The following is a 14,597-nucleotide window of genomic DNA, read 5'->3' as shown; positions in this document are numbered from 1 at the left end:
GCCGTCGCAGTTCCCGGGAACGCGGGCTCCGTGGCGATCGTTGGACCGTCATGGGATTCCTCGACCGACTCCTCGGCAGAACTCACGACGAGCGCTCGTACCACGGCGTTCCCGGCCGGCCCGACGACGCCCGGCCGCGCACCGGCGAGTCGCCGGGGAAGCACGGCTACGCGCCGTACCCCGGCCAGCAGCCCGCCGGGCGGCCCGGTGCCGGCGTCCCCGCCGCCCCACGCGACCCCGACGAGGTGGCCGTCGAGCGCTACCGCTACCTGCTGCGCACCGCGCCGCCGGACGCGGTCGAGCAGGCGCACGCCGAGGCCTTCGCCCGCCTGACGCCCGAGCAGCGTCGTCGTGTGCTCGACGAGCTCGGCTCCGGCCTCCCGCCGGCCGAGCGCGCGACCTCGGACGACCCGCAGTCCCTCGCCCGCATGGCCACGCGCGCCGAGATGCGGAACCCCGGCACGCTGGAGCAGTCGTTCCGCGGCCAGGGCGGCTACGGCGCACGCGGTCCGGGCTTCGGGTCGATGGTCGGCTCCAGCCTGCTCGGCACCGTCGCGGGCGTCGTCATCGGCTCGGCCGTCGCGAACGCGCTCTTCGGCCCGGCCTTCGGCGATCCCTCGCAGGACTTCGCCGGTGACGCAGGCTCCGACGCCGGGGCCGAGGGTGGCGACGCCGGGGGTGACGCGGGCGCGGACGCCGGCGGCGACGGCGGCGACGGCGGGTACACCGAGGCCGCCGGCGACCCCGGGTACGGTGGCGACGCGGGTGGGTTCGGCGACTTCGGGGGCGACTTCGGGGGCGGCGACTTCGGCGGCTTCTAGACCGCCCGCTCGCACAGCCCGAGGAAGGCGCCGAGGCGGCCGAGTCCCTCGGGGGTGTGCGGCAGGTAGTCGGTGAGCTCGGGCGACCTCACGACGATCGCGCACCACTGCCCGCGCGAGACGGCGACGTTGACCCGGCGCCGGGACAGCAGGAACCCGGTGCCGCGGGGCACGTCGTGGGGCGACGACGCGGCGAGCGTGACGATCGCGACCGGCGCCTCGGCGCCCTGGAACCGGTCGACCGTGCCCACCCGCACGCCCCCGAGCCCGGCGTCGTCGAGCGCGCTCCGCACCGCCCACACCTGGGCGTTGTAGGCGGCGAGCACGACGACGTCGCGCGGCTCCAGCGGGCGCGCGGGCCGCCCGTCGCCCGGGGTCCACGCCCGCCCGACGACGGCGGACGCCTGCCGCACGACCTCCTGCGCCTCCTCGGGCGACGCGACGCCGCGGCCCTCGTGCCGCACGGGCACGTGGTGCACGCCAGGGGCCACGCCGTCGAGCCGCCGGGCGGCCGCGGTCTCGTGGGCCTGCAGCCGACCCTCGTACGCCAGCTGGGACACGGCCTCGCAGAGCGCGGGGTGCATCCGCCACGACCGCGAGAGGAAGTACCCGAGCCCTGGCGGCAGCACGTCGCGGCCGTCGACGAGCCAGCCGAGGGCGGACCGGTCGACGGGCTCGGGATGGCGCCCGCGGCTGACCTGCGGCAGCTGCTGCGGGTCGCCCAGGAGCAGCAGACGTCGCGCGGACCGGGAGACCGCGATCGTGGACGCGAGCGAGAACTGTCCCGCCTCGTCCACGACCAGCAGGTCGAGGTCGTCGTCCGGCCAGCGGCCGGGGTGGGCGAAGTCCCAGGCTGTGCCACCGACGACGCCGGGGCCGCGGCGGGAGAACTCGGCAAGGTCGTCCCCCGACAGCTCCACGCAGACGGCGGTGGGCGACGCGGCATGCCCCGAGCCGTCCGCCTGCCGCTTCTTGGCCACCCGGTCGGCGGGCACGCCCGCCTTCTCCACCACGGCGCGCAGCATGTTCTCCACGGCCGCGTGCGACTGCGCGACCACCCCGACGCGCCAGCCCTCGGCGACCAGCGCGGCGATCACGTGCGAGCCGACGTGCGTCTTGCCGGTGCCGGGCGGGCCCTGCACCGCGAGGTACGAGCGGTCGAGCTCTCGTGTCGCGGCCAGCACGGCGGCCGTGAAGTCACCGTCGACGACGTCGGGCAGGGGCCCGCCGCCGGCCAGGCGCGGGGGGCGGCGGCGCAGCAGGTCCGCGGCCGGGCCGTCGGGCAGCGCACGGTCGGCGTCCCAGGCCGCCAGTGCGCGCCCCGCCACCTCCTCGAGCGCCTGCTCCTGCGGGTCGGCGCGCGGGCCGCTCGACGGGGTGAGCGCCATCGGCAGCGCGTCGAAGGTCTCCGCCCCGACGCGCACCTGCTCGCGGAGCAGCAGCACGTCCCGCTCCCCCGCGTCCGTCCGGCGGCGCACCGCGTCGACGATCGTCGCGCCGCCGTGAAAGCCGCGCACCGCGTTCGCCGGCACCGTCACGGCGTCGGGCGCCGGGTCGTCGTAGAGCACGAACGGCACGGCGCCCACGCCGAGCTCCGAGCCCTCCGACAGGCGGCCGACCAGCTCCAGGACCCGCGCCGGCGCGCGCCGCCCGTCCTCGACGAGCCAGTCCTGGACCACCGCCGCGCGTTCCACGTGAAACGTGTTCCGGCGGCCCTGCCACTCGTCGGGCGGCAGCTCCAGCCGCGAGTAGTGCTCGTGCCAGAACGGCTTGCTCTCCCGGCGCCAGTAGCCCAGCGACGCGCCGACCATCGCGAGTGCCTGCGCCTCGTCGTCGCGGACGCCGCGGTCCTCGCCGGCCCGGTCGCGCACCGCGGCCTCCAGGGCCAGCCGCCGCTCGCGGGCCTCGCGCGTCGCCGTCTGCCGGGGCGTCTCCTCGGCCGGCACGCCGCCGGCCTCCTCGGCGCGGTCGGCGACGACGCCGGGCGCCGCCGTCACCGGGACGCCCTCGCGCGCGTCGACGACGTCGGCGGCGGAGCGCAGCCAGTCGAAGAGGCGCAGCGTGGAGACGCAGTCGTACCGGTTGTAGTCGGCGATGTCGCGCAGCAGGGCGCCGGCCTCGTCGTGCCGGCCGGCGTCGCGCAGGGCCGTGTACTCGGCGTACGCGACGATGGACGCGGCCGCGGTGGTGACGTCGCCCGACCGCAGGTCGTCGCCCATGTACAGCGGCTCGAGCTTCTTGATCGACTTGGAGCGGTCGGAGATCCGCAGCGACGACCGCACGACGGCGTAGAGGTCCACCAGCACGCCGTCGCGCAGCAGCTGGTCCACCTCTTCCTCGTAGACGCCGTGCCGGGCGGCGATGGACAGCAGGTGCACCCGCTCGTACGACGCGTAGTGGTACACGTGCAGGTCCGGGTACCGCCGCCGGCGCTCGGTGAGGTAGTCCACGAAGTCGACGAGCGCCTGCCGCTCCTGGGCGAGGTCGTGGGCCCAGAACGCGCGGAACGGCGGCGCCTCCCCCTCGACGGCGGGGCGCTCCACCAGCCCGAACAGGTAGTCGAGGCCGGTCTGCTGCCCCCACTGCTCGCCCTGCGGGTCGGACCACAGCGGGTCGCCCTCGAAGTCGAAGAAGACGTCGCCCGGGCTGGGCGGCGGGAGCCGGCGCACGGCGGACGTGTCCGGGAGCTGCCACCGGATGACGGCCGGCTCGCCGTGGTCGTCGTACGACACCTCGCCGTCCCACTCGCCCGTGCCGAGCTGCAGCCGCGCCTGGTCGCGCACGCGCTCGAAGCTACGGGCCGGCATGCCCGCGGGCGGCTCCTCGGCCTTCGCGAGCTCGTCGATGGTCGTGATGCCGCCCGCGACGAGGCGCGCGCGCTGCTGCTCGTAGACGCCGCCCACCAGCAGGACGTCGCGGTGCTCCGCCGCCTGCTCGGCGCAGGCGGGGCACCGGCCGCAGGCGGTGAACCGCTCGTCGCCCCACGCGAGCGGCCCGTCGTCGGCGCGGTGCGCGGCGACGACCTCCCGCAGCCTTGCGCGCCGCTGCTGGAGGACGGGCAGCAGCTCGGCGAGCCGGTGGGAGCTGGTGACGCGGGTGCCGAGCACCAGGTGCACGGTGTCGGTCGGGTCGACGTGCGCGGCGGCGAGCTGGTCGGCGTACGCCGCGAGCTGCAGGAGCGCGGTCACCTTGGCCCGCCGCGCCAGCCTGGTCTCGAGGACGGCGTAGCGCGGCAGGACGCCGGCGGCGTGCTCCCCCGGGCGCCCCGGGCCGACGTCGGGGTCGCCCAGCGGGTCGCGCACGAGGAAGTCGGCCCGGCCGTGGAACTCGCCGTCGAAGAACGAGGCCTGCGCGACGACGTCCGCCCCCGACTCGATCGCCGTGAGGGTCGCGCCGTGCGCCGCCTCCAGCCCGTCCCGCGTGAGCCGCGCCGGCGCCCCGACCTCGACGACGCCGCCGGGACCGCCGTCCGACCGCCCGAAGCGGGCCACGTACTCGTCCAGGACGCGGCGCTCGTGCGCGTCGCCCAGCGCGGCCGTCCGCTCGAGCATCACGTCGGCCTCGCGCTCGCGCCGCGGCACCCTGCCGAGCAGCTCGTCGAGGCGGCGCAGCAGCCGGAACTCGCACTCGGCGGCCACGACCAGGTCGCTCGCGGAGTGCACGACGACGGGTTCGCCGGTGCCGTCGGTGCTGCGGTCCGCGTCCAGGAGGAACATGCCCCCGGTCTACCAGCGGCGACCGACACGCCTCACCGATCGCTGTGGGCACTCGCCCTCGGCCTTGCATGCAAGTTGGATGCAAGCGTAGGTTGCCCCGGGTGACCGTCCTCTCGACACCCCCGCCCACCCCGCCGACCCCGTCGCTCAGCGCCGCCGAGCGCGCGTACCAGCACACCAAGGCGAAGATCCTCTCGGGCGAGGCGGCCGGCGGCGTGCTGCTGTCCGAGGGCGACGTCGCGGCGGAGCTCGGCATCAGCCGCACCCCCGTGCACGAGGCGTTCCTGCGACTCGACGCCGAACGGCTGCTCGCGGTCGCGCCGCGGCGCGGGGCCGCCGTCGTCCCGATGGCCCCCGACGAGGCGCGCGACGTGCTCGAGATGCGCGAGGCCGTCGAGCGCTCCACCGCCCGCCGCGCGCTCGCGCACGGGCGTCCCGCGGCCGCCGTCGTCGACGAGCTGCGCGCGCACCTGGACACGCAGCGGCGGGCGGCCGCCGCGGACGACGTCGAGGCGTTCGTCGTCGCCGACTCGGCGTTCCACGGGGTGCTCGTGCGGGCGTCGCGCAACCAGACCGCGATCCAGTTCATGGGGCTGCTGCGCGACCGGCAGCTCCGGCTCATGTTCCAGCACCTGCAGGTCGGGGCCGACGAGGTCTCCGCCGCGCTCGCCGAGCACGAGACCATGCTCGCCGCCGTCGAGCAGGGCGACGCCGACGCGTACTGCGACCTGCTGCACGACCACGTCCGGCGGCACCGGGGCATCCTGTGAGGCGGCCCTGGCTCGGCGCGTTCGCCGCGCTGTTCGTGTCGTCGTGGGCGGGCAACCAGTTCACCCCCGTGCTGCTCATGTACGAGGAGGTGCAGGGCTACGGCGACGCCACCGTCAACGCGTTCCTCGGCGTGTACGTGCTCGGCCTCGCGCCCGCGCTGCTCGTCGCCGGGACGCTGTCCGACCGGTACGGCCGCCGCCCCGTGATGCTCGCGGGCACGGCGATCGGCATGGCCGCCAGCGCGGTGCTGGCGTTCGGCGCGCTCGGCCCCGTCCCGATCTACGTCGGCCGCCTGCTCGCCGGGATCACGGTCGGGACGGCGACGTCGGTCGGCACGAGCTGGATCAAGGAGCTCTCGCAGGTCCCGTACGACCGGACCGCGGACGCCGGCTCGGGCGCGCGCCGCGCGTCCCTCGCGTTCACCCTCGGGTCGGGCGTGGGCGCGCTCGTCGCGGGTGCGCTGGCGCAGTGGGGGCCGTGGCCCGAGGTGCTGCCGTTCGTGGTGCACCTGGTCGTCACGGCGCCGTTCCTCCTGGTCGTGCTCCGCACGCCGGAGTCGAACGCGTTCGGCGGCGAGGCCGGGCCGTGGTGGCGCGGCCTGCGGGTGCCCCCGGCGGGGCACCGCCGGTTCACGCGGGTGGTCGCGGTCGTCGCGCCGTGGATCTTCGTCGTCGCGGCGCTCACCTACGGGTACGCGCCCGTCCTGCTGCGCGACCAGACGCAGGGCTTCGGCGTGGCGTACGCCACGTTGCTCACCGTGGTCGCGCTCGGCGTGGCCGCCGTCGTGCAGCCCGCCGCCAAGCGGCTCGACGCCGTCGACTCGGCCCGCGGGCTGGCGGTCGCGGCCGGGGCGCTGACGGTCGCGGTGGCATGCGTCGGGCTCGTCGTCGCGTCGGGCTCCCCGTGGTGGGGCGTGGGCGCGGCCGTCGTCGGCGGCGCGGGCATGGGGATCGGCCTGTCGTCAGGGCTCCTGGAGGTGCAGCGCATCGCCGGGCCGCGCCACCTCGCCGGCCTCACGGGCGTCTTCTACGCCGTCGCGTACGCCGGCTTCCTCACGCCGGCCGTCATGGCCGCCGTCACGCCGCCGTTCACGACGACGCAGCTCTTCGTCGTCCTCGTGGCGCTCGGCGCGGTGTCCACGGGCGTCGTGGTCGCGCACTACCGCAAGCACCTCCCGGAGGTCTGACCGGGGCGTCCGCGCCGGTCCACGGAGCGGGCACGCACGGCGGGCACATGGACCGACGAGGGCGGTTTCCGCCATAGTGGGTGCCGCTCGACGACGGAGGAGTGTCATGGCTGTGCGATTCAACCCGCCCCCGGGGTGGCAGGTACCCCCGGGGTTCCGGCCCGACACGGGGTGGGTCCCCGACCCCGCGTGGCCGCCCGCACCCCAGGGCTGGGAGTACTGGGTGGACGACGCCGCACGCCCGGCCCGGCCCGAGACCCCCGCCGAGGCGACCACGGTCATGGCGCCCGTGCGCGCCGCCGTCGCGTACGCGCCCGCCGCCCCGACCACCGTCGCGGCCATGCCCCCGCTGCCCCCGCTGCCCCCGCTGCCTCCCCAGCCGCCGCTGCCGCCGTCGTCCCCGGCCACGTACGGCGCCCCCGTCGCGACCGTCTCCGCCCCACCTCCCCCGCCGCCCGCGGCGATCCCGGCCACCGCTCCCCCGTACGGCCACCCCGCCGCCGAGGACGACCGCGGAGCGGTCGCGACCGTGTCCGCCGCGCTCCGCACCGTCGGCGACCGGATCCGCACCAGCAGCGGCCGGCGCGCCGAGCGCCGGGCCGCCGACCGGGCCGCCGAGGAGGCCGAGGCCTCGTCCGGTCGCACGCGCTCCGGGTCCCGCGGGCGCGGCAAGCGCGGCGGCCCGCTGATCGCCGGCGTCGCCGTCGCCTGCCTGGCGCTCGGCTGCATCCTCGGCGTCTCCATCTCGATGGTGCGCAGCTCCGACGCCGCGCAGGCCCTCGTGGACGCCGACCGCATGGAGGCCGCGGCCGAGCAGGCCCAGGCCGAGGTGGACCAGCAGCGGAAGGACCTCAGCACCCAGAAGGACGACCTTCAGAAGCGCGAACAGGCGCTGAAGGAGCGCGAGCAGGCCGCCGAGGCCAAGGAGACCGAGCTCGCGAGCCAGAAGAAGGCCTTCGAGGACCAGCAGGCGCAGGAGCAGCAGCAGGTCGAGCAGCAGCAACAGCAGCAGGACTCCGCCTGGTTCTACTGGGACTGCAACGCCGCCCGTCAGGCCGGCGCCGCGCCCATCCAGAACGGCCAGCCCGCCTACCGCGGTGCGCTCGACCCCAACGGCAACGGCATCGCCTGCGAGGACGGCGAATAGCCGCCGGGCCTCACCGGTCGACCGCGACCTCCGCGGTGGCACCGTCGGAGAAGGTGAGCTCCGCGGTGGTGCGCAGCGATGCCTCGCCCGGTGCCCAGACCGCCCACCAGCCGTCCTGGACGGTGGCCTCGACGCGCTCGCCCGAGGTGGTGGTGAGCGCGAAGGACACGACGTCCGCCCCCGCACGCCCGTAGGCGGAGGTGAGCGCGCCGTCGCCGGTGTCCCCCTCGGACCAGGACGCGGTACCGGCCTGGGCGGTCGTGACGTCGCGCGGCCCGGGCTCGGCGGGCTCGGACCCCAGCACCGCGTCGCCCGCGACGACGTCGGTCGCGCCGGAGGCCTGCGTCGTGACCAGGCACTCGCCGGTGGCGCCGTCGCCCGTGAGCAGCACGTACGTGTAGTCGCCGCGCTGCTCGGCCAGGACCGGGCTGATCGGCACGTCCTCGACCTGCGGGCCGTCGTCACCCTCGGCGATCCGGTGCGCCACCGTGCCGCACGCCTGGGCGTCGGCCCCGACCTCGCCCGGCGGCACGGCGGTGGGGACGGCCGTCCACGACGCGTACGCGGCCTGCGACCCGGGCCACCACACCGTGGCGACGCCGGCCACCGCCACCACGGCGGCGGCCGCCGCGCCCGCCAGGACGGCAGGGCGCGCGCGACGGCGGATCGGGGTGGCCCGCCGCGCGGTGCCGAGGATCGCCTGGAGCGCCTCGTCGTCGGGGCGCCCCGGCGCGCGGAGGTGGCGCGCGGGGTCGAGGTCGGCGAGCTCCGCCATCATGGGGGACTTCATCGCGACTCCTGGAGGTTGCGCAGCACGTCGGCGGTGTCGGACTTCAGGCCCGAGTAGGCGAGCAGCCGCTTCCGGGCCCGCGTCAGGCGGACGGAGAACGTGGACGGCCGGACGCCGAGGACCTTGGCGCCCTCGACCGCGGTGAGCCCGTCCCACGCGACCAGGGCGATGACCTCCCGGTCCGCGTCGGAGAGCATCTCCCACGCCCGGCGCAGGTCGGTCCGGTCGGCGGCGAGGTCGTCGGTACCCTCCGTGCCCGCCTCCGGCTCCCGCTCGAGCCGCACGCCCAGGGCGCGCCAGCGGCCGTGGGTGCGCAGGTGGGTCGCGAGCACGTTGCGGGCGACGCCCAGCAGCCACGGCTTCGGGTCGGCGGGCACGTCGCCGAGACGGCGCCAGGCGACCAGGAACGTCTCCGACACGACGTCGTCCACCAGCCCCGCCTCCACCCGACGCGCCACGAATCGTGTGACCACCTCGTGCTGCTCCACCCACATCTGCGTCAGCAGCTCACGGGCGCGGGCGTCGTCCACGATGAAACCTTTCCGTCCTACCAGTGGAGTTGCCGCCAACCCCCCGAGTGCTACACCGTAGTCACCGCGGCAGTCGACGACGACGCCGCGATCGCGCGCCGGAGGCCGACCGAGGAGCGACATGAGCCGAGGCAGGACCGTCAGGAAGAACATCGCCGCAGGCCTGGGCGCCGCCGTCCTCGCGCTGGGGGTGGCGCTCACGGCGGTGGCCCCGTCGCAGGCGGCGACCACGGAGGAGAACCTGCCCGGCGTGCCCGCACCCGGCAGCCCCGCGAGCGAGTGGGAGACGTGGGCCGCGCAGGAGCGCGCCGACGCCGAGGCCACCGACTGGAAGGCCGACTCCGAGGCTCGCGGGTGCACCCTCGAGGACGTCACGATCTCCGACGAGGTCGACCGCGACTACAACCTCGCGATGGGCGCGCCCGCCGACCTGGCGACGCACCGCGTCGACCTGCTCGAGGACTGCGGTGACGCCGCGACCGCCGTCGCCGACGGCGCGGCCACGGCCACCCGCTCCTCGACGTCCGGGGCGAGCACCCTGGCGCTGCCGTCCGGCAACCGCTGCGCGTCCACCTCCGGCCCGGGCACGATGTGCCTGTCGAAGAGCAGCGGCCGCATCTACGCGTCGTGGCAGTACCGCGGGTCGGGCTCGGTGAGCGGGTTCATGCGGATCTACCGCGTCTCGTCGAGCGTCAGCGGGTGCCCCACCGGCACCACCTGGCTGACCGGCGCCAGCAGCACGTGGAGCAACGGCGACACCCGCACGATCTCCAAGACGCGCACGTCGGCGGGCGGCTACTCCGCGCACATCTGGAAGAAGGTCACCATCGGCCACAGCGACTGGGGCGGCGTCTGCTCCGTGCTCTGACCGACCGGCCGACGACGGAGGGTGCTCGATGACGAGCGACCGGCTGGGCGTGGCGGTCTTCGTCGTGTGGACGGTGGTGCTGGTCGCCGTCCCCGTCGTGACGATCGTCCTCGCCCTCCGCCGACGGCGCCACGTCGGCGCCGGGCTCGTCGCCGTCACGGTGCTGGCGTTCGCCGTCCTGGGCGCGGGCTGGTGGCTGGTGCTGTCCCCCGTCGTCGTCGACGGGACCACGTGCATGTCGGGGTCCGCGGCGGCGGGCCTCCTCGACGACAGCCTCGACATGACGGAGTGGGCGATCACCCCGGCGGAGCGGCAGGCGTGCCGCGACCTCGCCCGCCAGATTGTCGGCGGGTGGGCCGCGGCGGCGGTCGCCGTCCTGGCGGTCTGGCTCGTCGCCGTCGCGCGGGCGCCGCGCGGGGCGCCGACGGCGTCGTCCGCCCGGTGAGCCCGCCGACGGCGCGCGCCGGGCCCGACGGGCTCGACGGGCTCGACCGGCGGGCCGTCAGAGCACGTGGGCCAGGAAGTCCCGCAGCCGCGGCTCGGAGGGATTGTCCAGCACGTCGGCGGGCGCGCCCTCCTCGACGATGACGCCGTCGTCCATGAAGACGACGTGGTCGGCGACCTCGCGGGCGAAGCCGATCTCGTGCGTCACGACGATCATCGTCATGCCGGAGCGGGCCAGGTCCTGCATGACGGCGAGCACCTCGCCCACGAGCTCGGGGTCGAGCGCGGAGGTGGGCTCGTCGAACAGCATGAGCTCCGGGTCCATGGCGAGCGCCCGCGCGATGGCCACGCGCTGCTGCTGGCCGCCGGACAGCTGCGCCGGGTAGAACTCCGCCCGCTCGGCGAGACCCACCCGGTCCAGCAGCTCCAGGCCGCTGCGGCGGGCCTCCGCCTTGGACAGCCCGCGCACCTGCACGGGCGCCTCCATGACGTTCTCCAGCGCCGTCTTGTGCGGGAACAGGTGGAAGCGCTGGAAGACCATCCCGATGCGGGAGCGCTGCTTCGCGATCACCTTGGGGTGCAGGCGGTGCAGCACGCCCCTGTCGTCCCGGCGGTAGCCCATGAGGTCGCCGCCCACGTGGATGGACCCGGCGGTGATCTCCTCGAGCTCGTTCACGCAGCGCAGCAGCGTGGACTTGCCGGAGCCGGACGGCCCCAGCACCACGGTCACGGAGCCGCGCGGGACGTCGAGGGAGACGCCCTTGAGCACGTGCACGGCGTCGTGGCCGCGACCGAACACCTTGTGCACGTCGCGGACCTCGACCATGGTCTCGACGGTCCCCGTGGCCTCGGCCGACGCGGTCATGGGGTCACCTCCAGGAAGGGGTCGTCCTTGGTGGTGCCGGACGCGCCGATGAGGTCCTGCTTGCGGGGCTTGCGACCGGCCCGGGGGCCACGACCGCCGTGCCCACCGCGACCGGTGCGGCCGCCGTCGAACCCGCGGCCGTAGTACCGCTCCAGGTAGTGCTGGCCGATCATCAGCACCGACGTGATGAGCAGGTACCAGAGCGCGGCCACGATGAGCAGCGGGATGGGCTGGAAGATGCGGCTGCCGATCTGGTTGGTGGCGTACGTGAGCTCGAGCGTGAACGGGATCGCCAGCACCAGCGACGTCGTCTTGAGCATGGAGATGGTCTCGTTGCCCGTGGGCGGCACGATGACGCGCATCGCCTGCGGCAGCACGATGCGGCGCAGGATCTTGGCATCCTTCATGCCGAGCGCCTTCGCGGCCTCGGTCTGGCCGGGGTCCACCGAGGACAGGCCGGCGCGGACGATCTCCGCCAGGTACGCGGACTCGTTGAACGCCAGGCCGATCAGCGCCGCCCAGAACGCCGTGATGACGTCCTGGGTGGTGAAGGTCCAGAACTCCGGCCCGAACGGGATGCCGAGGGACAGCCGCGGGTACAGCACGGACAGCAGGCCCCAGAACACGAGCTGCGTGTAGATCGGGGTGCCGCGGAAGAACCAGATCCAGAACCACGACACCGACCGCATCACGGGGTTGTCGCTGCGCCGCATCACCGCCAGCAGCACGGCCAGCACGATGGCGATCGCCATCGAGCCGAACGTGAGGACGAGCGTCCAGCCCACGCCCCGCACGACGACGACGTCGCGCAGGTAGAGCCAGACGGTGTCCCACCGGAAGTTGGGGTTGGTGACGAGCGCGTTGACCGCCATCGCCACGAGGACGAGGACCACCACGGCCGACACCCACCGCCCCGGCCGGGGCACCGGCCGGGCGTGCAGGGGCTCCGGCAGCTCGCCGGACGGTCGGTCTTCCATGCGGGTCAGCCTGCCGGGTTCAGCTCGGCCGTGTCGAGCACGGCCGCGCCGGAGCCCCAGGTGTCGGCGACCTGGGCGAGCACGCCGTCGTCCATGAGCTTCTGCAGCCCGGCCTGCACGGCCTTCGCGAGGTCCTCGTCGTCCTTGGCGACGACGACGCCGTACGGCGCGGCGTCGGTGATCTCGCCGAGCGACTCGACGGAGCCGCCGGTCTGCTCGACGGCGTAGGCGATGATCGGCGAGTCCGCGTACATCGCCTGCAGCTTGCCGCCCGCGAGGTTGGTCGTGACGTCGGACTGCGAGTCGTAGGGCAGCACGTCGACGGCGTCCTTGCCCTCGTCGGTGCAGGTCTTGCTCAGCTCGGCCAGCTCGTCCTGCTGGATGGTGCCGGTCTGCACGCCGACGCTCACGCCGCACAGGTCGTCGGGCGAGACGCCCTCCGGGTTGCCCTTCGCCACGGCGTACTGCGAGCCGGCGGTGAAGTAGCTGACCATGTTGACCGTCTCGAGGCGCTCCGGCGTGACCGAGAACGCCGACATGCCGGCCTCGTACTTGCTGCCGATGGCGGGGATGATCGAGTCGAAGCCCGCGTTCTCGACCTTCAGCTCCAGGCCCATCGTCTTGGCGAGCGCGGTCGCGATGTCGATGTCGATGCCCACCGGCGTCGTGCCGTCCGCGTCCAGGAACTCCACGGGCGCGTACTGGAGGTTGGAGCCCAGGGTGAGCGTGCCGTCCTCGGCGACGGCGTCCGGGACGAGCGCGGCGACGGCATCGTCCTTCTGGATCGCGTCGAGGTCGACGGCGGCGGAGGTGCTGTCCTCGGACGCGCCCGGCGTCTGGCCGAGGTCCTGCGAGGCCGTGGTGCAGCCGGTGAGGGCGAGGGCGGCGACGGCCGAGGTGACGACGGTCGCCGCGAGGGTGTGGCGGGTGCGCATGGTGGGCTCCGAGGATCGTGCGAGGGGTCGATGCATGAGTATGCAGCCCAAGGAATTATTCTCCAAACCGCCTGGTGACGCAGCTCGACGTAGCGGTCCGTCGTCGTCCCGCCCGCAGACGACGACCGAGCGCTCCGTCGAGGGGGATACGGTCGCCCGGTGACCCCTGCCTCCCTCGCGCTCGTGCTGACGGCGGCGGTGCTGCACGCGATCTGGAACGTCGCGGCCAAGCGTGTCACCGGCGACTCGCGCGTCTTCGTCTGGCTGTACGCCACGGCGTCCGCCGTGCTGTGGGTGCCGGTGGGGCTGGTGATCCTCGCCCGCGAGGGCTGGCCGGACCTGGGTGCGCTGCTGCTGGCGGGCGCGGTCTCCGGCGTGCTGCACAACCTGTACGGCGTGGCCCTCAACACCGGCTACGCGCGGGCGGACCTGGGGATCGTCTACCCGACCGCGCGCGGCACGGGGCCGCTGCTGACGATGCTCGTCGCGCTGGTCGTCCTCGGCGAGCACGTCGACGCCGTCCATGTGGTGGGCGGCCTCGTGGTGATCGCGGGCGTGGCGGTGGTCGCGAGCTCGGGCGCGTCCGGCTTCGATCCCTCGCGCGGGCTCGCGGGGGTGCGCTGGGGCCTCGCGACCGGTGCCGCCATCGCCGCGTACACGCTGTGGGACGGGCACGCCGTCGCGACGCTCGCGCTCGACCCCGTGGCCTACTTCGCGTGCAACGCCGTGTGGCAGTCGGTCACGCTGGCGCCGATCCTGCGCGACCGCGGCCGCCGCGCGGAGGCGGTCCGCATGGGCCGGCGGCACGTGCGCGAGATCGCGCTGGTCGCCGTGCTGTCCCCGCTGGGGTACATCCTCGTGCTGGTCGCGATGCAGACGGCGCCGATCGCGCTGGTGGCGCCGGCCCGCGAGTCGAGCATCGTCGTGGGCACGCTGCTCGCCTGGTGGCTGTTCAAGGAGCCACGGCCGGCGGTGAAGATCGTCGGGTCGCTCGTCGTCGTCGCGGGCATCACGCTCCTCGCGCTGTGACCCCCGAGGTGCCGTGTGATCGGCGTCTCCCTATGCTCCGAGAATGATCAGGTTCCTGCTCCGGACGGCCGTGTTCCTGCTGGCGGCGGTGGTGGGCGTCCTCGTCGCCGCGGGGATCTTCGCCGCCTTCGACCTCGAGACGTTCTCCATCAACTGGTCCGAGCCGCTCGGCTTCGTCCTCGCCGTCGTCATCTTCGCCATGGCGCAGGCGATCATCTCCCCGTTCCTCACCAAGGTGGCCCGCAACAACGCGCCCGCCCTCGTCGGCGGGGTCGGCCTGCTCTCGACGTTCGTCGCACTGGTCGTCGCGGTCGTCTTCACGGACGGGCTCGACGTCGGCGGCGTCGCCGGGTGGATCATCGGCCCCGTGATCGTGTGGCTGGCGGGCATGCTCGCGGCGTTCATCCTGCCGCTGTTCCTGCTCAAGGAGGGTGTGGAGAAGGTCCGCGAGAACCGCGACGAGTAGCGCCGAGGTAGTACGAGATTCGCCGAGGTGGTACGGGCGGGCCGCACGTGGG

14 protein-coding genes are annotated in these 14,597 nt (G+C 74.8%); 8 read left to right on the top strand and 6 right to left on the bottom strand.

The features are described from left to right. Positions 1-821 (top strand): hypothetical protein (locus ACFWEK_RS09875; protein WP_430553938.1); only part of this gene is annotated, 821 nt, incomplete at its 5' end. Here ACFWEK_RS09875 and ACFWEK_RS09870 read toward each other — a convergent pair. After that, positions 818-4,537: a TM0106 family RecB-like putative nuclease gene (locus tag ACFWEK_RS09870; RefSeq protein ID WP_430553937.1), complete on the bottom strand. Its 3,720-nt coding sequence runs from the start codon at positions 4,535-4,537 to the stop codon at positions 818-820. The two genes, ACFWEK_RS09875 and ACFWEK_RS09870, sit on opposite strands and share 4 nt — an antisense overlap. Before the next feature lie 101 nt (positions 4,538-4,638). On the opposite strand from ACFWEK_RS09870, the gene ACFWEK_RS09865 reads away from it, so the two are divergent. From ACFWEK_RS09865 to ACFWEK_RS09855, 3 genes are all read left to right on the top strand, one after another. Continuing rightward, positions 4,639-5,307 carry a GntR family transcriptional regulator gene (locus ACFWEK_RS09865; protein ID WP_430553936.1) on the top strand — a complete coding sequence of 223 codons (669 nt, stop codon included), beginning with the start codon at positions 4,639-4,641 and terminating at the stop codon, positions 5,305-5,307. Further along, positions 5,304-6,494, top strand: coding sequence for an MFS transporter (locus ACFWEK_RS09860; RefSeq protein WP_430553935.1), 1,191 nt, complete (start codon positions 5,304-5,306; stop codon positions 6,492-6,494). Before ACFWEK_RS09865 ends, ACFWEK_RS09860 begins: the two co-directional genes overlap by 4 nt. 106 nt (positions 6,495-6,600) lie before the next feature. After that, positions 6,601-7,641: an excalibur calcium-binding domain-containing protein gene (locus ACFWEK_RS09855; protein WP_430553934.1), complete on the top strand. Its 1,041-nt coding sequence runs from the start codon at positions 6,601-6,603 to the stop codon at positions 7,639-7,641. 10 nt (positions 7,642-7,651) lie between these two features. Here ACFWEK_RS09855 and ACFWEK_RS09850 read toward each other — a convergent pair whose 3' ends face one another. Together ACFWEK_RS09850 and ACFWEK_RS09845 are read right to left on the bottom strand one after the other, a co-directional pair. Then, positions 7,652-8,431, bottom strand: a complete 780-nt coding sequence (locus ACFWEK_RS09850) for a hypothetical protein (RefSeq protein ID WP_430553933.1) — start codon at positions 8,429-8,431, stop codon at positions 7,652-7,654. After that, the gene (locus tag ACFWEK_RS09845) at positions 8,428-8,961 is read right to left on the bottom strand and encodes an RNA polymerase sigma factor (protein WP_430553932.1); all 534 of its coding nucleotides are present in this window, start codon (positions 8,959-8,961) and stop codon (positions 8,428-8,430) included. Before ACFWEK_RS09845 ends, ACFWEK_RS09850 begins: the two co-directional genes overlap by 4 nt. A gap of 121 nt (positions 8,962-9,082) precedes the next feature. Between ACFWEK_RS09845 and ACFWEK_RS09840 the strand changes: the two genes are divergently transcribed. Both ACFWEK_RS09840 and ACFWEK_RS09835 read left to right on the top strand, forming a co-directional pair. Then, positions 9,083-9,829 (top strand): hypothetical protein, encoded by a 747-nt coding sequence (locus ACFWEK_RS09840; protein ID WP_430553931.1) that lies wholly within the window; start codon positions 9,083-9,085, stop codon positions 9,827-9,829. A 28-nt stretch (positions 9,830-9,857) separates the two neighbouring features. Next, positions 9,858-10,274 (top strand): hypothetical protein, encoded by a 417-nt coding sequence (locus ACFWEK_RS09835; protein ID WP_430553930.1) that lies wholly within the window; start codon positions 9,858-9,860, stop codon positions 10,272-10,274. A 57-nt stretch (positions 10,275-10,331) separates the two neighbouring features. Here ACFWEK_RS09835 and ACFWEK_RS09830 read toward each other — a convergent pair whose 3' ends face one another. From ACFWEK_RS09830 to ACFWEK_RS09820, 3 genes are read right to left on the bottom strand one after another with little or no spacing between them, the layout of a single operon-like run. Continuing rightward, positions 10,332-11,138, bottom strand: coding sequence for an amino acid ABC transporter ATP-binding protein (locus ACFWEK_RS09830; RefSeq protein WP_430553929.1), 807 nt, complete (start codon positions 11,136-11,138; stop codon positions 10,332-10,334). Continuing rightward, positions 11,135-12,115 carry an amino acid ABC transporter permease gene (locus ACFWEK_RS09825; protein WP_430547618.1) on the bottom strand — a complete coding sequence of 327 codons (981 nt, stop codon included), beginning with the start codon at positions 12,113-12,115 and terminating at the stop codon, positions 11,135-11,137. Before ACFWEK_RS09825 ends, ACFWEK_RS09830 begins: the two co-directional genes overlap by 4 nt. 5 nt (positions 12,116-12,120) lie before the next feature. Beyond that, positions 12,121-13,050, bottom strand: a complete 930-nt coding sequence (locus ACFWEK_RS09820) for an ABC transporter substrate-binding protein (protein ID WP_430553928.1) — start codon at positions 13,048-13,050, stop codon at positions 12,121-12,123. 159 nt (positions 13,051-13,209) lie between these two features. On the opposite strand from ACFWEK_RS09820, the gene ACFWEK_RS09815 reads away from it, so the two are divergent. Next, on the top strand, positions 13,210-14,079 hold the full coding sequence (locus ACFWEK_RS09815) for an EamA family transporter (RefSeq protein WP_430553927.1): 870 nt from the start codon (positions 13,210-13,212) through the stop codon (positions 14,077-14,079). A gap of 43 nt (positions 14,080-14,122) precedes the next feature. Beyond that, entirely contained in the window at positions 14,123-14,545 is a 423-nt protein-coding gene (locus ACFWEK_RS09810) for a hypothetical protein (RefSeq protein WP_430553926.1), read from the top strand. Positions 14,546-14,597: the final 52 nt, after the last annotated feature.

Source organism: Isoptericola sp. NPDC060257 (assembly GCF_042726645.1).
In the GTDB taxonomy this organism is placed as follows: Bacteria; Actinomycetota; Actinomycetes; order Actinomycetales; family Cellulomonadaceae; genus Isoptericola; species Isoptericola nanjingensis.
Note: the sequence above shows the minus strand (reverse complement) of the source record. Positions and strands in the feature narration are given on the sequence as shown.

Bases quoted from the DNA above. Each gene is read 5' to 3' on its own strand.
- ACFWEK_RS09870 (WP_430553937.1), bottom strand. From the start codon at position 4,537: ATGTTCCTCCTGGACGCGGACCGCAGCACCGACGGCACCGGCGAACCC.
- ACFWEK_RS09855 (WP_430553934.1), top strand. From the start codon at position 6,601: ATGGCTGTGCGATTCAACCCGCCCCCGGGGTGGCAGGTACCCCCGGGG.
- ACFWEK_RS09850 (WP_430553933.1), bottom strand. From the start codon at position 8,431: ATGAAGTCCCCCATGATGGCGGAGCTCGCCGACCTCGACCCCGCGCGC.
- ACFWEK_RS09840 (WP_430553931.1), top strand. From the start codon at position 9,083: ATGAGCCGAGGCAGGACCGTCAGGAAGAACATCGCCGCAGGCCTGGGC.
- ACFWEK_RS09835 (WP_430553930.1), top strand. From the start codon at position 9,858: ATGACGAGCGACCGGCTGGGCGTGGCGGTCTTCGTCGTGTGGACGGTG.
- ACFWEK_RS09830 (WP_430553929.1), bottom strand. From the start codon at position 11,138: ATGACCGCGTCGGCCGAGGCCACGGGGACCGTCGAGACCATGGTCGAG.
- ACFWEK_RS09825 (WP_430547618.1), bottom strand. From the start codon at position 12,115: ATGGAAGACCGACCGTCCGGCGAGCTGCCGGAGCCCCTGCACGCCCGG.
- ACFWEK_RS09820 (WP_430553928.1), bottom strand. From the start codon at position 13,050: ATGCGCACCCGCCACACCCTCGCGGCGACCGTCGTCACCTCGGCCGTC.
- ACFWEK_RS09810 (WP_430553926.1), top strand. From the start codon at position 14,123: ATGATCAGGTTCCTGCTCCGGACGGCCGTGTTCCTGCTGGCGGCGGTG.